This is a genomic window from Sedimenticola selenatireducens DSM 17993 (assembly GCF_000428045.1).
Taxonomy (GTDB): domain Bacteria; phylum Pseudomonadota; class Gammaproteobacteria; order Chromatiales; family Chromatiaceae; genus Sedimenticola; species Sedimenticola selenatireducens.
This window is the reverse complement of sequence record NZ_KE386614.1, coordinates 23,267-38,927: the sequence shown is the minus strand read 5'-3', so window position 1 is coordinate 38,927 and position 15,661 is coordinate 23,267. Positions and strand designations below refer to the sequence as shown.

General features: G+C 60.5%; 16 protein-coding genes. 8 read left to right on the top strand and 8 right to left on the bottom strand.

Annotation, left to right across the window (positions count from 1 at the left end):
- The first annotated feature begins 27 nt into the window (after positions 1-27).
- From A3GO_RS0118865 to A3GO_RS0118830, 8 genes are all read left to right on the top strand, one after another.
- Complete coding sequence (locus tag A3GO_RS0118865) at positions 28-408, top strand: hypothetical protein (protein WP_335340064.1); 381 nt, start codon at positions 28-30, stop codon at positions 406-408.
- Complete coding sequence (locus tag A3GO_RS0118860) at positions 409-1,566, top strand: MFS transporter (RefSeq protein ID WP_029134725.1); 1,158 nt, start codon at positions 409-411, stop codon at positions 1,564-1,566.
- Between the two features lie 118 nt (positions 1,567-1,684).
- On the top strand, positions 1,685-2,479 hold the full coding sequence (locus A3GO_RS0118855) for an ATPase (RefSeq protein ID WP_418064564.1): 795 nt from the start codon (positions 1,685-1,687) through the stop codon (positions 2,477-2,479).
- 12 nt (positions 2,480-2,491) lie between these two features.
- Positions 2,492-3,574, top strand: coding sequence for a homoserine O-succinyltransferase MetA (gene metA, locus A3GO_RS0118850; RefSeq protein WP_029134723.1), 1,083 nt, complete (start codon positions 2,492-2,494; stop codon positions 3,572-3,574).
- A gap of 202 nt (positions 3,575-3,776) precedes the next feature.
- Positions 3,777-5,897, top strand: a complete 2,121-nt coding sequence (locus A3GO_RS24560; RefSeq protein ID WP_084610249.1) for a thioredoxin domain-containing protein — start codon at positions 3,777-3,779, stop codon at positions 5,895-5,897.
- Positions 5,898-6,055: 158 nt separating this feature from the next.
- The gene (locus A3GO_RS0118840) at positions 6,056-6,601 is read left to right on the top strand and encodes an RNA polymerase sigma factor (RefSeq protein WP_029134722.1); all 546 of its coding nucleotides are present in this window, start codon (positions 6,056-6,058) and stop codon (positions 6,599-6,601) included.
- On the top strand, positions 6,598-7,317 hold the full coding sequence (locus A3GO_RS0118835; protein WP_029134721.1) for a hypothetical protein: 720 nt from the start codon (positions 6,598-6,600) through the stop codon (positions 7,315-7,317). Before A3GO_RS0118840 ends, A3GO_RS0118835 begins: the two co-directional genes overlap by 4 nt.
- A gap of 95 nt (positions 7,318-7,412) precedes the next feature.
- A complete protein-coding gene (locus A3GO_RS0118830; protein WP_029134720.1) occupies positions 7,413-7,850 on the top strand; it encodes a DsrE family protein in 438 nt (145 codons plus the stop codon).
- A gap of 53 nt (positions 7,851-7,903) precedes the next feature.
- Here the strand turns inward: A3GO_RS0118830 and A3GO_RS0118825 are convergent, their stop codons facing one another.
- From A3GO_RS0118825 to A3GO_RS0118790, 8 genes are all read right to left on the bottom strand, one after another.
- Positions 7,904-8,947 (bottom strand): acyl carrier protein, encoded by a 1,044-nt coding sequence (locus A3GO_RS0118825; protein ID WP_029134719.1) that lies wholly within the window; start codon positions 8,945-8,947, stop codon positions 7,904-7,906.
- Positions 8,944-11,166, bottom strand: coding sequence for a thiamine pyrophosphate-dependent enzyme (locus A3GO_RS0118820; RefSeq protein WP_029134718.1), 2,223 nt, complete (start codon positions 11,164-11,166; stop codon positions 8,944-8,946). Before A3GO_RS0118820 ends, A3GO_RS0118825 begins: the two co-directional genes overlap by 4 nt.
- A 67-nt stretch (positions 11,167-11,233) precedes the next feature.
- Positions 11,234-11,866: a LysE family translocator gene (locus A3GO_RS0118815; RefSeq protein ID WP_029134717.1), complete on the bottom strand. Its 633-nt coding sequence runs from the start codon at positions 11,864-11,866 to the stop codon at positions 11,234-11,236.
- 2 nt (positions 11,867-11,868) lie between these two features.
- The gene (moaE, locus tag A3GO_RS0118810) at positions 11,869-12,324 is read right to left on the bottom strand and encodes a molybdopterin synthase catalytic subunit MoaE (RefSeq protein WP_029134716.1); all 456 of its coding nucleotides are present in this window, start codon (positions 12,322-12,324) and stop codon (positions 11,869-11,871) included.
- A gap of 150 nt (positions 12,325-12,474) precedes the next feature.
- Positions 12,475-12,729 carry a molybdopterin converting factor subunit 1 gene (moaD, locus tag A3GO_RS0118805; RefSeq protein ID WP_029134715.1) on the bottom strand — a complete coding sequence of 85 codons (255 nt, stop codon included), beginning with the start codon at positions 12,727-12,729 and terminating at the stop codon, positions 12,475-12,477.
- Positions 12,726-13,937, bottom strand: a complete 1,212-nt coding sequence (locus A3GO_RS0118800) for a molybdopterin molybdotransferase MoeA (protein WP_157606879.1) — start codon at positions 13,935-13,937, stop codon at positions 12,726-12,728. Before A3GO_RS0118800 ends, moaD begins: the two co-directional genes overlap by 4 nt.
- Positions 13,938-14,012: 75 nt before the next feature.
- Positions 14,013-14,531 (bottom strand): molybdenum cofactor biosynthesis protein B, encoded by a 519-nt coding sequence (gene moaB, locus A3GO_RS0118795; protein ID WP_029134713.1) that lies wholly within the window; start codon positions 14,529-14,531, stop codon positions 14,013-14,015.
- 21 nt (positions 14,532-14,552) lie between these two features.
- The gene (locus A3GO_RS0118790; protein ID WP_029134712.1) at positions 14,553-15,485 is read right to left on the bottom strand and encodes a carbohydrate kinase family protein; all 933 of its coding nucleotides are present in this window, start codon (positions 15,483-15,485) and stop codon (positions 14,553-14,555) included.
- Between the last annotated feature and the right edge of the window lie 176 nt (positions 15,486-15,661).

Sequence of the window (15,661 nt, the reverse complement as noted above, 5' to 3'; positions counted from 1 at the left end):
CCCCCTTCACCCGCCGAGGACTGGCGGGTGATCCTGACAGAATCCGCCGGGCTTTATCGATACCTGACCACCATGAGTAATCCGTTTACCGCCGCCTGGAGTGAACAGGGCCACCTGATCTGCCTCGGTCGCTGGGAGATCAGCTACCAGGGCCGCCCCCTGCAGATCCCCGCCCCCCGCAGCGAAGAGGATATGGGCACCTATGGCATTTACTCCTTTCTCTATCCCGACGACCCGGAGTTTGCCGAGGGCCTGGAAGAGGATGACTGGGTGCTGGAGAACATCGACTGGCTCAGCGACCTGTTCATCGCCAACGACATCCCGATCGACGAACAGCACGCCCGCTGGTTTTTCCAGGCGGTCAATGGCAGTGACTGGCGCTGTGGCAGCTGTGGTGGCTGTACCTGAATGAGTGAACGCTCACATCTGCGCCTGCAGCTGGTGGTCTTCACCCTGGTTGCCGCCTCCTTTACCAACATCTATCTGACTCAGCCGGTACTGCCGGTGCTGCAGGCCGAGTTTGCGGCCACCACCCTGCAGGTCTCCTTCACCGTTGCCGCCGTGATTCTCGGTATCGCCCTGGCCAATCTGCCGTTCGGGGTGCTGGCGGACCGCCTGCCGATCCAGCCCATCATCCTCACCGGTGGCATTGCCGTGGCGCTGGGTGGCCTGATCTGCGCCGTGACCGACAACCTCTGGCTTCTGATCGGTGCCCGTTTTCTGCAGGGTCTGTTTATACCAGCCCTGACCACCTGTATCGCCGCCTACCTGGCCAAGACCCTGCCGATCGAGCGGCTCAATGTGGTGATGGGCGCCTATGTCTCGGCCACCGTGGTCGGCGGGCTGGGCGGCCGCCTGCTGGGCGGTTGGATCCACCCGCCGCTGCACTGGCGCTACGCCTTTGTCTCTGCCGCCGTGCTGATCCTGGTGGCTACCTTTCTGGCGCTGAAGCAACTGCCGCGACCGCCGAAGGTGGATAACATCCCCCGTGAACAACCGCGCTTTCTCAGCCTGTTGCGGCGCTGGGAACTGGTACGCATCTACCTGGCGGCGGCCGGCGGTTTCTTCATCTTTTCATCGGTGTTCAACTACCTGCCGTTCCGGCTGGCGGCCAAACCCTTCTCCTTCTCCACCGAGCTGATCACCCTGCTCTACCTGGTCTATGTGATGGGGATCTTCATGGGGCCGCTGTCAGGTCGAATCAGCAACCGCATCGGCAGTGGCAACACCCTGATCGGCGGCACCCTGCTGCTGGGTTCCTCGGTGGCACTAACCCTGCTTCCCTCTATTGTCGCGATCATCCTCGGACTGCTGGGTCTCTGTGCCGGCTTCTTTGCCGTGCACGCCGCCGCCGTCGGCTCCCTGAACCGGCGCCTCACCGGCGGCCAGGGCCGCGCCAACGCCCTCTACGTACTTTTCTACTACGTGGGCGGCTGGATCGGCATCACCGGCAGTGGCTTTGCCTATACCCAGTGGGGCTGGCAGGGGGTGATCCTGATCTGTCTGCTGCTGCTGATACTCCCTTTTATGGCCGGATTAGGAGAGCGCAGGGACGTCCGGCGCTGATTTCGGTTATATTAAGCCGCCTGAAGATCACCAACACTTATAGAGAAGGCCGCAAGTCGTGAAGTTGAGTCTGCAACAGTTCCGCGCCTGGAAGAACAAGAGCATCACCCTGCTGGGCATGTCCGGCGTGGGCAAGACCCACCTCTCCAAGACCATGCGCCGCTATAACTGGTTTCACTACTCCGGCGACTACCGCATCGGCACCCGTTATCTGGATGAAACGATCCTCGACAGCATCAAGCAGGAGGCGATGCGGATACCCTTCCTGAAGGAGCTGTTGCGCAAGGACTGGATCTATATTCGCAACAACATCAAGGTAGACGACCTGGGGCCGGTGCTCTCTTATGTCGGCAAGCTGGGGAATCCGGAACTGGGTGGAGTGCCGCTGGGCGCGTTCCAACAGCGCCAGGCGTTGTATCGCCAGGCCGAGATCAACGCCATGCGGGATGTCCCCGAATTCATCCGCAAGGCGCGGGAGATTTACGGCTACCAGCACTTCGTCAATGATGTGGGTGGCAGCCTCTGCGACATGGAGGAGCCCGGCATTATCGAGCTGCTGGCGGAGCACAGTCTGATCCTCTATATCCAGGCCACCGGGGCGGATGAAGAGGCGGAGCTGATCCGGCGCGCCCAGGATGATCCCAAGCCACTCTATTTCCGCCCCGCGTTCCTGCAGCGGCAGGTGCAGACCTATCTCCAGGAACAGGGACTGCAGTATGCGGCACAGATGGACCCGGACGATTTCACCCGCTGGGTTTTCCCGCACCTGTTCCACTCCCGCATCCCGCACTACGAGGCGATTGCCCGCCCCCTCGGCTACACCGTCACCTCCCTGGAGGTGAACCAGGTACGGGACGAGGCCGATTTCCTGGCCCTGCTGGAGCTGGCCATTTCACGTAAACAATGGGACTGACCCGGAGCCGTCATGCCACTGGTATCACACAACAATCTGCCCACCTTTGAGCGTCTGAGAAAATCCGGCCAGACCGTACTGGAGCCGGACCGGGCGCAACATCAGGATATCCGCGAGCTGCACATCGGCCTGCTGAACATGATGCCGGATGGCGCCCTGGAGCCCACCGAGCGACAATTCTTCCAGCTGATCGGCGAGAGCAATCCGATCGCCCAATTCTATGTACACCCCTTTACCCTGGACGAGCTGCCCCGGGGGGAAAAGGCCCGCAAACATATTGACCAGTACTATGAGCCACTGGAGAAGATCCAGGCGGACGGCCTGGATGCCCTGATCATTACCGGTGCCACCCCGGTCCATCCCAACCTCGCTGATGAGCCGTTCTGGGAGCCGCTGGAGCGGGTGGTGGAGTGGGCCTATGAAAATGTCACCTCAACCCTCTGCTCCTGCCTGGCTACCCACGCGGTGCTGGAGGCGCGCCACGCCACCAAACGCAAACCCCTGGGATTCAAGCGCTGGGGGGTCTTCCCGCACCGGGTAATGGATCGGGTCCATCCGCTGGTGAACGACGTCAATACCCGCTTTGACGTACCCCACTCCCGTTTCAACGAGATATCACGCCAGCAGTTTGAAGATGCCGGCCTACACATCCTGGCCGAGAGTGAAGTAGCCGGAGTACATCTGGCGGTCAGCAAGGACGGCTTCCGCATGGTCTATTTCCAGGGGCATCCGGAGTACGAAACCATCAGCCTGCTCAAGGAGTACAAACGCGAGGTGCTGCTGTTTGCGGCCGGCAAACGAAAAAGCTACCCCCCGTTTCCGGACAACTACTTCATGCCACGGGTACAGGCTATTTTCAATGAGTATCAGCTCTATCTGGAACGCGCCCTGCTGGATGGCACCGAGCCCCCGGAGTTCCCGGAACCGCTGATCGCGGCGGATCTGGACAACACCTGGCACGATACCGCCGAGGGAATTGTGGGCAACTGGATGGGCCTGGTCTACCAGATCACCCACAGCGACCGGCGACTGCCGTTTATGGATGGTATCAACCCGGACAATCCGCTCAATCTCAAGAGCATCGGTCGCAGCTAAAGCGGCTCCTACAACGGTACAGGATCGCCGTAGGAGCGGCTTCAGCCGCGAAGGATTTCCCGGTGGCCCATGGCAACCGGGCAATTCCATCGGGAATTGCCCGTTGATGCAGCTATAGTTTCTGTCATGATCCCTGAAAACATTCGCGAATGTTTCAGCCAAACCCGCCATCTGCGCAAAACAGAGCACTACAGGAAATCACATGCCTGCAAACCGTCTGAGCGATTGCACCAGCCCCTATCTGCAACAACATGCCGACAACCCGGTGGAGTGGTACCCCTGGGGCGAGGAGGCGCTGAAAAAAGCCCACCAGGAGGACAAACCGATCCTGCTCTCCATCGGCTACTCCGCCTGCCACTGGTGCCATGTGATGGCCCATGAATCCTTTGAGGACGATGCCACCGCCGAGGTGATGAACCGGCTGTTCGTCAACATCAAGGTGGACCGGGAGGAGCGGCCCGACCTGGACCGGGTCTATCAGTCAGCCCATCAATTGCTGGCCCAGCGTCCCGGCGGCTGGCCGCTCACGGTGTTCCTGACCCCGGATGACCAGACACCATTCTTTGCCGGTACTTACTTCCCTCGGGAGCCACGCCAGGGCATGCCGTCGTTCAGCGAGATCCTGCACAACATCGCCAACGCCTATCATCAACAACGGGAAGATATCCAGGCACAGAACAAGGCACTGATCCGCGCCATCAATCAACTCGATCCGATTGCTCCCGGCAAGGCCGTGCCACTCGATTCGGCACCACTGGAGACCGCCCGCCAGCAGTTGGCCAGCAGTTTTGACGAGAGCTACGGCGGCTTTGGCAACGCACCGAAGTTTCCCCACCCCAGCAGCCTGGAGCAGTTGCTCAGGCACTGGGCGGCCACCGGCACCAGCGATCCCCGCTCTCTCTACATGGTGGACTTTACCCTGACCCGAATGGCACTCGGCGGCATCAACGACCAGCTCGCCGGCGGTTTCTGCCGCTACTCGGTGGACAGCCGATGGATGATCCCCCACTTCGAGAAGATGCTGTATGACAACGGGCCACTGCTCAGCCTCTATACCGACCTCTGGCAGGCCACCGGCAAACCGCTATTCCGGGAGACGGCGCTGAACACCGCCCGCTGGGTGATGACCGAGATGCAATCCCCCGCGGGGGGCTTTTACTCCTCCCTGGACGCCGACAGCGAGGGCCATGAAGGACGCTTCTACGCCTGGGACCGGAGCGAAATCAAGCAGCTGCTGAGCGAGAATGAATACCGTCATTTCAGCCGCTATTACGGCCTGGACCAGGAGCCTAATTTTGAAGGCCTGTGGCATCTGCACGGCTATACCGATGTCGCCACCTTGAACAGCGAACTGGGCAGCAGCTCGGAGCAGGCGCGTCAGCTACTGGAGCAGGCGCGCCAGAAACTGCTCAAACAGCGGGAAAAACGGGTACGCCCCGGGCGTGACGAGAAGATCCTCACCACCTGGAACGCCCTGATGATCAAAGGGCTGGCGCGGGCCGGACGGCTGCTGGACGAGCCGACGCTGATCAACTCGGCCCGCCGGGCGGTGGAATTCATTCAGCAGCAGTTGTGGCGCGACCGGCACCTGCTGGTCTCCTGCAAGGATGGCCAGGCCAATCTGAACGGTTATCTGGATGATTACGCCAACCTGATCGACGCCCTGCTGGAGCTGTTGCAGGCTCAGTGGGACAGCCGGCTGCTGGCATTCGCCACCGAACTTACCGATATCATGCTGGAGCGGTTTGAAGACAAGCAACAAGGTGGCTTCTTCTTCACCTCTAATGACCATGAGACGCTGATCTACCGTCCCAAGCCATTTGGCGATGAATCGATTCCGGCCGGCAACGGTGTTGCCGCGTCCGTGTTGACCCGTCTCGGCCACCTGCTGGGCGAGACGCATTACCTGCATGCAGCCGAGCGCACCCTGCACTGCACCTGGGAGCACCTGAAACAGATCCCCCACGCCTACTGCACCATGCTCAAGGCGCTGGATGAGCTGATCAACCCCACCGAGGTGATTATCCTGCGCGGCGATGAGGCGGCCTTGCAACCCTGGTTCAAGCGGGCGAATCAGCACTATGCCCCACGCCGGATCAGCTTCGCCATACCCAGCTCGGCCAGCGATCTGCCGGAGGCACTGGGCATCAAGTCGGCGGGCGACGGCTGCATCGCCTATCTCTGTCACGGCTCCCACTGCGAGGCACCGATCCACGACTTCGAAGCATTCGAGCGCGCGCTGGCCCGCGGTGAAGCGGCCGCGGGCGACGGGAGTCAGCAGTTCGATGGCGCCGTTGGCTCGTTCAAGCGGTTCCGGGAGTAGCCCTCGGGCGCGGGCCCGTAGCAACGCACAGGTTATGCCAACAATCTCCGCCTCAATGGCCGGCAACTGTTGGGATTTTCAGCGTCCTGAAAAACATGGAATAAATCCACCGGCTACCGCGTCCTACCCACAATGGCGAAAAAAAGGGACCAGGCTTCATGTTCACCACATGGCGTACAGCGAGTAAAAACCGACAGCGCCTGGCGGCACTGAGTCCCCGGCTCCGGCGGCTGGCGCTGGCCTGGTGCGGTGAGCAGAGCCTGGCGGAAGATCTGTCACAGGAAGCGCTGGCCCGGGCCCTCTCCCGACTGGATACACTCAAGGATGACAAGGCGCTGGAGCGGTGGGTCTTTTCCATACTGGCCAACTGTTTCCGGGATCACTGCCGACGTCATAAACCGGCCGATCAATTCGAAGAGTGTATCGATCAATCCCTTTCCAGCGCCGATGAACAGCTTGCGCAACAACAGACCACCAACCAGGTACGACAGGCCATCGGCCGACTGACGCCGGATCAGCGCGAGGTGCTGATGCTGGTTGATCTGGAGGCCTGCAGCTATACCGAAGTGGCCGATATTCTGGACATCCCGGTCGGCACCGTAATGAGCCGACTAAGCCGAGCCAGGCAGAACCTGAAACAACTGATAACGCCTGCCCACGGCAATAAGCCCGGCAACCGGCCATTCCTGGAGCGTGTGAAATGAGTGAACTTCACTTCAGTGATGAACAGCTGAATGCCTTTATTGATCATGAGCTGTCCCAGGCCGAGCAGCTTGAGATACTGCAGGCTGCGGCTGACTCAGATCCCCTGCGCAGCCGTCTCGTACAGCTGCAGTACCTGAAGGCACTCACCCGTGCAGCCTACCCACTCACCGGGCAGCCATCCCGCCAGCAGACCCGTGCCTGGACCGGCGGGGGCTTCACCCGCTACCTGGCAGCGGCAGCAATGGGCGCGCTCTCCCTGTTTGCCGTTCACAGCATGACTGACCAGGCACCCTCCGGGGCGACATCGGCACAGAAACCACTGGCCTCGCTGGACCGGATGCAGCAAGCCCAGACCCGGGTGGTATTCCATATCAGCAGTGACAACCGGGATGATGCCGCCCTGCTGCTGGACCAGGTGGAACTGGTACTGAAGGAGCATCGTGCCAGCGGCAGACCGCTGCGTCTCGAGGTGGTGGCCAATAACCAGGGATTGCGTCTGATGCAACGGAATCGTTCGCCCTTCCCTGAGCGTATCCGCCAACTGAGTGAGACCTACCCGAACCTGGTCTTTGCGGCCTGCGGCAGCACCCTGGAACGCCTGACCAAAGCGACCGGTGAGCAGATCCAGATACTGCCCGAGGCGGTGATCATCCGCTCCGGGGTCTCCTATATCACCCGGCGCCAGCAGACCGGCTGGGCCTATATCAAGGTCTGAACAGTGAATCAGATCCTTGCAACCCATCTGCAACAAAGCGGCCGATATCAAAAAAAACCGCTGCTGCAGGCATCAAACCAAAGAGAGGATAATCAATGAAAACAATCAACCACAGCCTGATGGCCCTGCTGCTATTTTTCGGCCTGTTCACCGGACAGACCCTGCTGGCGGCAGAAGGCGCCCCGCACAAGGTGGTAATCCAGGTCAGTACCGATGACCCCCGCACCCAGACCATTGCCCTGAACAACGCCGTCAATCTGCAGAAGGCGCTGGGCCAGGATAATGTGCAGATCGAGATCATCGCCTACGGTCCCGGTCTCGGCATGCTCACCAGCAACTCCAAGGAGGGCCAGCGGATTACCAGCCTGGCCATGCAGGATATCCAGTTCAGTGCCTGCGGCAACACCATGATAGGGATAGAAAAGAAGACCGGTAAAATGCCGGCATTGCTGGAAGGTGTCACTGTGGTGGAGGCCGGCGTGCTGCGGCTGATGGAACTGCAGGAGCGGGGCTACGCCTATGTAAGGCCCTGATAGTCAGACCGGCTGTTTGCCCCGCTTATGCGGGGCATTGACAAGAAGGCCTTTCATCCTTGGCGCACCACCCGTGACCTTTGATCCTCCTGACCCATCGCCAGCAGGAAAGGATCATCCGCCTGGCGCCGCTTGAATCCCGGCTTGTCCTCCAGCCCCAGCCAGCGGTGCCTTATCAACGCCTGACCGACGGGCGCTCCCAGGCTGCTGCCCGGTCCAAGCAGGATCAGCCGGTCCGGGGCAAACTCCTTGATCGCCACCTCGACCGCGGCAGAGAAATCAAACGGGGCCACCACCTGATGGCCCAGAGTGTATTCATACAGTGCCAGGGTATCGGTCGCCAGGGGCTGCCAGATATGCCCCCGGCCGTCGATCAGGGGCAACCCGGGCCGCCCAAACAGATCGGGGGACAACAGCTCCCGAGCCTTTTGCGCTACCGACTGGAGCAACGGGGTATGGAAGGCCGCATGCTTGGCCAGCAGCATGGGATAGCGATCATCGATGGGCGGCAGGGAGCTCTTGAGCGCGTCGATAGCCGCCGTATTGGCACCGATCACCCAGAGTCCTCCCAGATCAATGGAGAGATAGGCCTGGCAGCCGGGTAGCCGGTTGACCCGTTCCATCTGCGCGGCAAGGTTCGCTTTAGCCGCGGAATCAGGTCGCCAGTTTTCATCCACCACCGGATAGACCAGTTGCCCGCCGATCAGGCCATCCCGCATCATCGATCCCATGGTGTTGACCAGGGCGATGGCCGCCTGTTGGTCGAGCGCGCCGGCCGCCGCCAGGGCCAGATACCAACCCATGGAGTTACCGGTAACCGCGACTATCTCGTAATGTTCCCGGTCAATATCGGTAAAATCGGCCAGAGCACAGGCGTAGATCAGCGCCGAGGCGTTCTCACCAGCGCCATGCTGACTGGGCGAATAGCGGGAGAATCCGTCCAGTTCACTAACCGCCATCTGTCCCCGCTGCCGGCGATACGCATCAATCCCAGCGAGGAACGCTGACTTATCCGCATGATACCTCGCCAGATAACCCAGCTCTTCCCGGTTGTAGCTGCCACGCCCCGGGCAGATCACCACGGCAGTCTGCTTCATATCGGCGCCCCGTCGATCAGCGCACGTGCGGCCTCAATGATCTGCTGTTTATCCGGCAACACCAGATGGGCCGCCTCGGCCAGCGGGATAAAACTGTCCTCGGCAGTCACCCGGGCGATCAGGTGCCGTCCCGGTGCGCGCTCGGTCAACAGGGTGACAACAGCCTCACTGATGGAGCCGGTGCGACGACACTCATCCACCACCAGCACCCGCCTGCAGGGCGCAACCATCTCGATTAGCGCCGCCTCGTCCAGCGGCGCCAGCCAGCGCAGATCAATCACCCGCAGGTCAATCCCGTGGCCCTGAGTCAGCTCATGGGCCGCCTGCCGGGAGAGATAGTAGCCGTTGCCATAACTGATGATACAGAGATCCGTGCCGTTGCCGTGGCAGCCAAACTCACCCACGGCGATCGGCATCCCTTCGCCGGGCGCTGCATACTCGGCGGTCCAGAGCTCATCACCGGACTGGTACAGATCCCGGGTCATGTAGAGAGCTATCGGCTCAATGAAGATCACCACGCGGCGCTGCTCCCGCGCCAGTGCCACGCAGCTGCGCAGCATCTGCACCGCATCCGCGCCATTCGAAGGGCAGGCAATCACCAGGCCGGGAATATCCCGGAACAGCGCCAGCGAGTTGTCATTATGGAAGTGACCGCCAAATCCCTTTTGGTAGGCCAGGCCGGCGATCCGTACCACCATCGGATTACTGAACTGGCCGTTGGAAAAGAATGAGAGAGTCGCCGCCTCACCGCGAATCTGATCCTCGGCATTGTGTACATAGGCGAGAAACTGGATCTCCGGTATCGGCAGATAACCGAGCTGGCCAAGGCCGATGGCCAGCCCGAGGATGCTCTGCTCATCCAGCAGGGTGTTGATCACCCGGTGTGGACCAAACTTCTCCAGAAGTCCGGTAGTGACGCTGTAGACGCCCCCCTTCCTGCCCACATCCTCACCACACACCACGCTGTAGCGGTACTGGAGCAGAATATCGGCCAGCGCCAGATTGATCAGCCGAGCCATATTCTGCGGCTTGTGCAACTGGCGCCGCTCCTGGCCCAGCATCGCCTCGCGGGCTGCGGCATCGGCCGGCGGGACCGGGGGGAATGCCTGGTGCAGCGGAGCGATGGATGCCATCACCTCCGCAGCACTCTGCAGTTTGGGCCGCAGGATTGCGTGCTCTGCGACGCGAGCCACCCGCCGGGCAATCTGTTCGTTGAGGGCACAGACCTCCTCGGCACCGAGGATGCCCTGCTCCAGCAGGATCCGGGCCGAGTGCAGCAGCGGGTCCTGCCGCTCATCCGCCTCCACCTGTTGCAGCGTGCGATAGCCTGTTTCGGTATCCGAGCCGGCATGTCCCAGCAGACGAATCACCCGCATATGCAGAAACACCGGTTTGCGGAAACGGCGCGCATAATCCACGGCTGCCCGCACACCCCGGGCGGTGTCCAGCAGATCTGTACCGTCACAATAGAGATAGTGCAGACCGGCACGTCCGCAAAAGCTGGCGTGAATCCAACCCTTGGGGGTGCTGGTGGAGATGCCGATGCCGTTATCCTCACAGACAAACACGATCGGCATGGGTGAGTTCTGGTAGGCCGCCCAGCCCGCCGCATTGATCGCCCCCTGGGCGGTGGAGTGATTGGCCGAGGCATCCCCGAAGTTGCACAGAATGACACTGTCCCTCGGTAGGGCCGGACCGTCCGGTTCCAGAACCCGCGCCAGACCCAGGGCATGGGCCGCTCCCATCGCTTTGGGCAGATGGGAGGCGATGGTACTGGTCTGGGGCGGCACCAGCAGGGTCTTGCTGCCCAGTACCTTGTGTCGTCCGCCGGAAATCGGGTCTTCCCGCGAGGCGGCAAAGGAGAGCAGCATGTCATACAGCGGTGTCTCACCGGGCCGCTGTTTGCTGCGCTGGATCAGCAGAGCACCACTGCGGTAATGCAGAAACGCCATATCGGTAATTCGGAACAGTTTGCCGAGTACCGCATTGCCCTCATGGCCGGCACTGCCGATGGTATAGAAGCTCTCATTTCTGGCACGCAGCCGGCGTGACTGGTAGTCAAGATGCCGGCTCATCAGCTGGCTCTCGAACAGGTCTACCAGATCCGTTGGCGTCAGTCCAACATCGGAAGGCTGCAGAGTCGCCACCGGTGCAGGCAGATCTCCCCGCAGCACTGCCCCGGAGAATTGGGACTCCAGGAGTTCGGCTCGACTCTTCATTGTTCAACCGGCATGGGATCTACACTTCCCGTTGGTATGAATCCTGGTTGGGATTCCACTTCGATCATCAACCCAATGCCAGCCAGAGTCCCACCCCCATCATCAGGGTGCCCGCCAGCCGGTTGAGCAGGCGCACGTTACCGCGCTGCTGCAAAAACAGGCTCAGGGTGCGGCCGCCACTGGCATAGAGCACCAGACAACCGAACTCAATCAACAGGATCAGCCCCAACAACAGGGTGAGCTGGGGAAGCATTGGCTGCTGATCATTGATAAAGGGCGGCAGCAGGGAGATAAAGAAAGCCCAGCCCTTGGGATTGGCAACCGCGGTCACGAAACCTTGCACTGCCAGAGCCATCCCGGTGGCACGGTCATGGCGGGGACAATCAAGATCAATCGACAGCTTGCCGCGGGAACGCCACATCTGGATACCGAGATAGATCAGATAGGCGCCGCCGACATATTTGAACAACTCAAACAACATGGGGTAGCGCAACATCAGGGTGGCCACACCGATGACCGCCGCGGCGGCCACCAGGCCCACACCGAGCAGTTCACCCGCCATCATCCAGAAGGTCCGCCGGACGCCGATGGTCATACCCAGGGTCATGGAGAGGGTCATGCACATGCCCGGTGTCACCGAGACAAAAAAGAAAGTGGGTATAAAAACGCCCAGCAGGGTGGGGTTCAGGACGGAACTCATCGTTATCGCCGCCAGCGCTGCTCCGCCTGGTCATCGGTGTGGCGTGCATCGACCCAGCGATCACCCTCCGGTGTCTGCTCCTTCTTCCAGAACGGGGCGCGGGTCTTGAGATAATCAATGACAAATTCACAGGCCTGGAACGCCTCGCCGCGATGGGCGCTGGCGACCGCCACCAGCACAATCGGATCCAGCGGCTGCAACGGACCAACCCGATGAACCACCCGGATACCCGTCAGTTGCCAGCGCTCATTGGCCTCATCGACTATCGCCTGCAGCGCCTTCTCGGTCATGCCGGGGTAGTGCTCCAGGGTCATGGTGGTGACCCGGTCACCCTCGTTGATATCGCGCATCTGTCCCAGAAAGGTAACCAGGGCGCCGATAGCCGGGTTCTCCCGGCGCAACTCTTCCTGGATTGCAGCGAGATCAAAAGGTTCGGTCTGGATTATTATCTGGTTCATGGCGTAGTACCGTGCAGACAGAGAATAAGGTGGATGCGCTACCGCTTATCCACCCTACATAGATTTGTAGGGGTCGATACCCGTAGGATGGAAAATGTAGCCTGTCCATCAACGGCCACGTAAAATCACCTTCCCAACGAAAGAGTATATCTAACCGCCGGTAACCGGGGGAAAGAAAGCAACTTCGTCACCCTCCTTCACCGACGTCTCCGAATCGCACATCTCCTGGTTGACCGCCACCAGCACGGACTGATCATCGGCAAACAGCTCACCCCAGATGCCACCACGTGCCTGCAACAGTTCAATAATGGCGGCAACCGAATCCAGTTCCGGACTAAAGTCCAGTGTCTCGGAACCGGTCTGCAGGGCCTCGCGCAGGCGGGCGAAAAAGAGAAGCTTGATCATTTGAGTAACTCACTGAAAGGCAGGAATTTCACCATTTCCCCACGGGCCAGGGTCTGCTGTTCCGGCAGAATCGCCAGACCATTGGCCCAGGTAAGGGAGTTGAGTACGCCGGAGGAGCGACTGGAGTAGAGGCTAACCTGCGCCTGTCCCTGGGCATCCAGATTCAGCTGGGCTCGGGCAAACTCACGCCGCTTCTCCGCCTTCGGCCAGTCGAAATCGGCCCTGGCCAGGATCGGTGTCGGTGTCAGCTCTGCATCCCTGACGCCCTGGCGCTTGAGAATAAAGGGGCGGGCAAACAGACAAAAGGTGACAAACAGGGAGACCGGGTTGCCGGGGGTGCCGATGAAGGGAGTACCTTCGATATGGCCAAACGCCAGCGGCTTGCCCGGCCGGATGGCAATCTTCCATAGATCCAGCGAGCCGAGCGCCTCTACCGCCGGCTTCAGGTGATCCTCTTCACCCACCGACACGCCACCGGAGGTCATCACCAGGTCCGCTTGCGCGGCAGCGGCACTGAGCGCGTCACAGGTCGCTTCAAAGGTATCTTCCACAATACCCAGGCTGACGATTTCGCACCCCAGCGACTGCAGCAGCGCCTGCAGGGTGTACTCGTTGGAGTTGTAAATCTGTCCTGGACCCAGCGGCTTGCCAGGGTTGATCAGCTCATCGCCCGAGGAGAACAGCGCCACCTTGAGCCGGCGGTAGACCACCAGTTCGCCGGCACCGACCGACGCGGCCAGTCCCAGATGCTGGGCACCGAGGCGGGTACCCGCCTGCAGCACTTCCTGTCCGATACGGGTGTCTTCTCCCGCATAGCGGATGTTGGCGCCCGGCTCCGGCAGTTCGTTAATGGTGACCTGCTCGCCCTCCTGGACACAAACCTCCTGAATGACCACGGCGTCGGCATCGGGAGGCACCGGGGCACCGGTAAATATACGCGCAGCGGTACCGGCGGCCAGGGGTTGTGGCGCGGCACCGGCCGGAATGCGCTGGGATATAGCCAGGGTGGAGGGCGCGCTTTTCAGGTCAGCCCGGTTCACCGCATAACCGTCCATCGCGCTGTTATCCCAGGGTGGCATATTGATTTTACTCACCACCGGTTCGGCCAGGACGCGGCCATTGGCCTCGGCCAGGGGCACCAGCTCATGCTCGCTGACCGCCTGGGCGTGGGCGAGCAACAGGGCCAACGCCTCCTCAAGCGGCTTCATGCTGGGTTCGGTTACGGAAGAACAACCACAATCACTCATTGGTCTCTACTCTTGTGTTTTGTCGCTGAACGGCTCTCAGGCACGAAACATCTGGGCAAAATTGCACGGCCGCGTGCGGTGGTCCAGTTGCGGATTGAGGATCTTCTCCCAGCCGGTGCGGCAGGCCCCGGTGGATCCGGGCAGACAGAAAACCAGGGTCTGATTGGTCAGCCCGGCAATCGCCCGGGACTGGATTGCCGAGGCGCCGATCTCCTCCAGCGATACATGGCGGAACAACTCACCGAAACCTTCGATCGACTTCTCCAGCAGCGGCAATACCGCCTCCGGTGTGCTGTCACGCCCGGTGATGCCGGTCCCGCCGGTGCTAATCACCACATGCACTTCGGGATCGGCTATCCAGCGCGAAAAGATCGCCCGCATCTGGTAAACATCGTCCTTCACGATCGCCTTTTCGACCACCTGATGGCCGGCAGCCTCGGCGCCCTCCTTGAGGATCTTGCCGGACTTGTCGGTCTCTTCCGTGCGGGTATCCGAGATGGTCAGTACCGCGATATTCAGGGGCACAAAACCCGATTCGTCATAATGTCCTGTCATGGTCTACTCTCAAGGCCTGGATCAGAAGGTGTAACCAAAGGCGATCTTAAAGCACTGGGCGAACTCGTCGCACTGGAAACGATGGTTTTGCGGCCCCGCCTCCTCTATCTTGATACCGCCCATCAGGGAGGCAATACGACCGGTGGTTTCCCAGTCCATGTCGTTCATCAAACCATACAATAGGCCGGCCCGATAAGCATCACCACAACCTGTAGGGTCAACGATATTGGCTACCGGCGCGACAGGAATCTCGTACAGCTGATCCCGGGTATAGATCAGTGAACCCTGTCCACCCCGGGTGATCACCACGGCTTCCACCTGTTCAGTCATCTGCTCAGGCGTCATGCCCGTGCGCTCCTCCATGAGCTTGGCCTCGTAATCATTGAAGGCGAGCCAGGTGGCCTGCTCGACAAACCGCTTCAGCTCCTCGCCGCCAAACATCGGCAGGCCCTGACCCGGATCGAAAATGAACGGGATGCCCTGTTCGACAAACTGCTGGGCATGTTCAATCATGCCCTGCCGGCCATCCGGGGAGATAATGCCGACTGTGCAGCCATTCGCCTGCTCGACCCGGTTGAGATGGGAATGATTCATGGCCCCTGGATGGAAGGCGTTGATCTGATTGTCATCCTGATCGGTGGTGATATAGGCCTGCGCGGTATAGCTATCCTCAATCACCTTGATATGGTCCCGACTGACGCCGATCTCATCCATCCAGTTGGCGTAGGCACCAAAGTCGGCACCAACGGTCGCCATCGGTTTTCCGTCACCACCCAGCAACTTCAAATTATAGGCGATGTTCCCGGCACAGCCACCGAACTCACGGCGCAACTCCGGTACCAGAAAGGAGACGTTGAGAATATGCACCTGCTCCGGCAGGATGTGGTTCTTAAACTGGTCCTGAAAGACCATGATGGTATCAAAGGCCATAGAGCCACAAATCAGTGCAGACATTCCTTCCTCCATTAGCATTATTCAAGCCGGGGATTCTACACCGATCGGCTCAGGGCTGTGTAGAAAACCACTCCCGGTCATCCATGACCTACGCGATATAAGTCCATCCCTGGACAAAACTGCCAGCGGGAACACGGCCTGACAATGATCTAGATCAGATGGGGGATTTGCAAAAG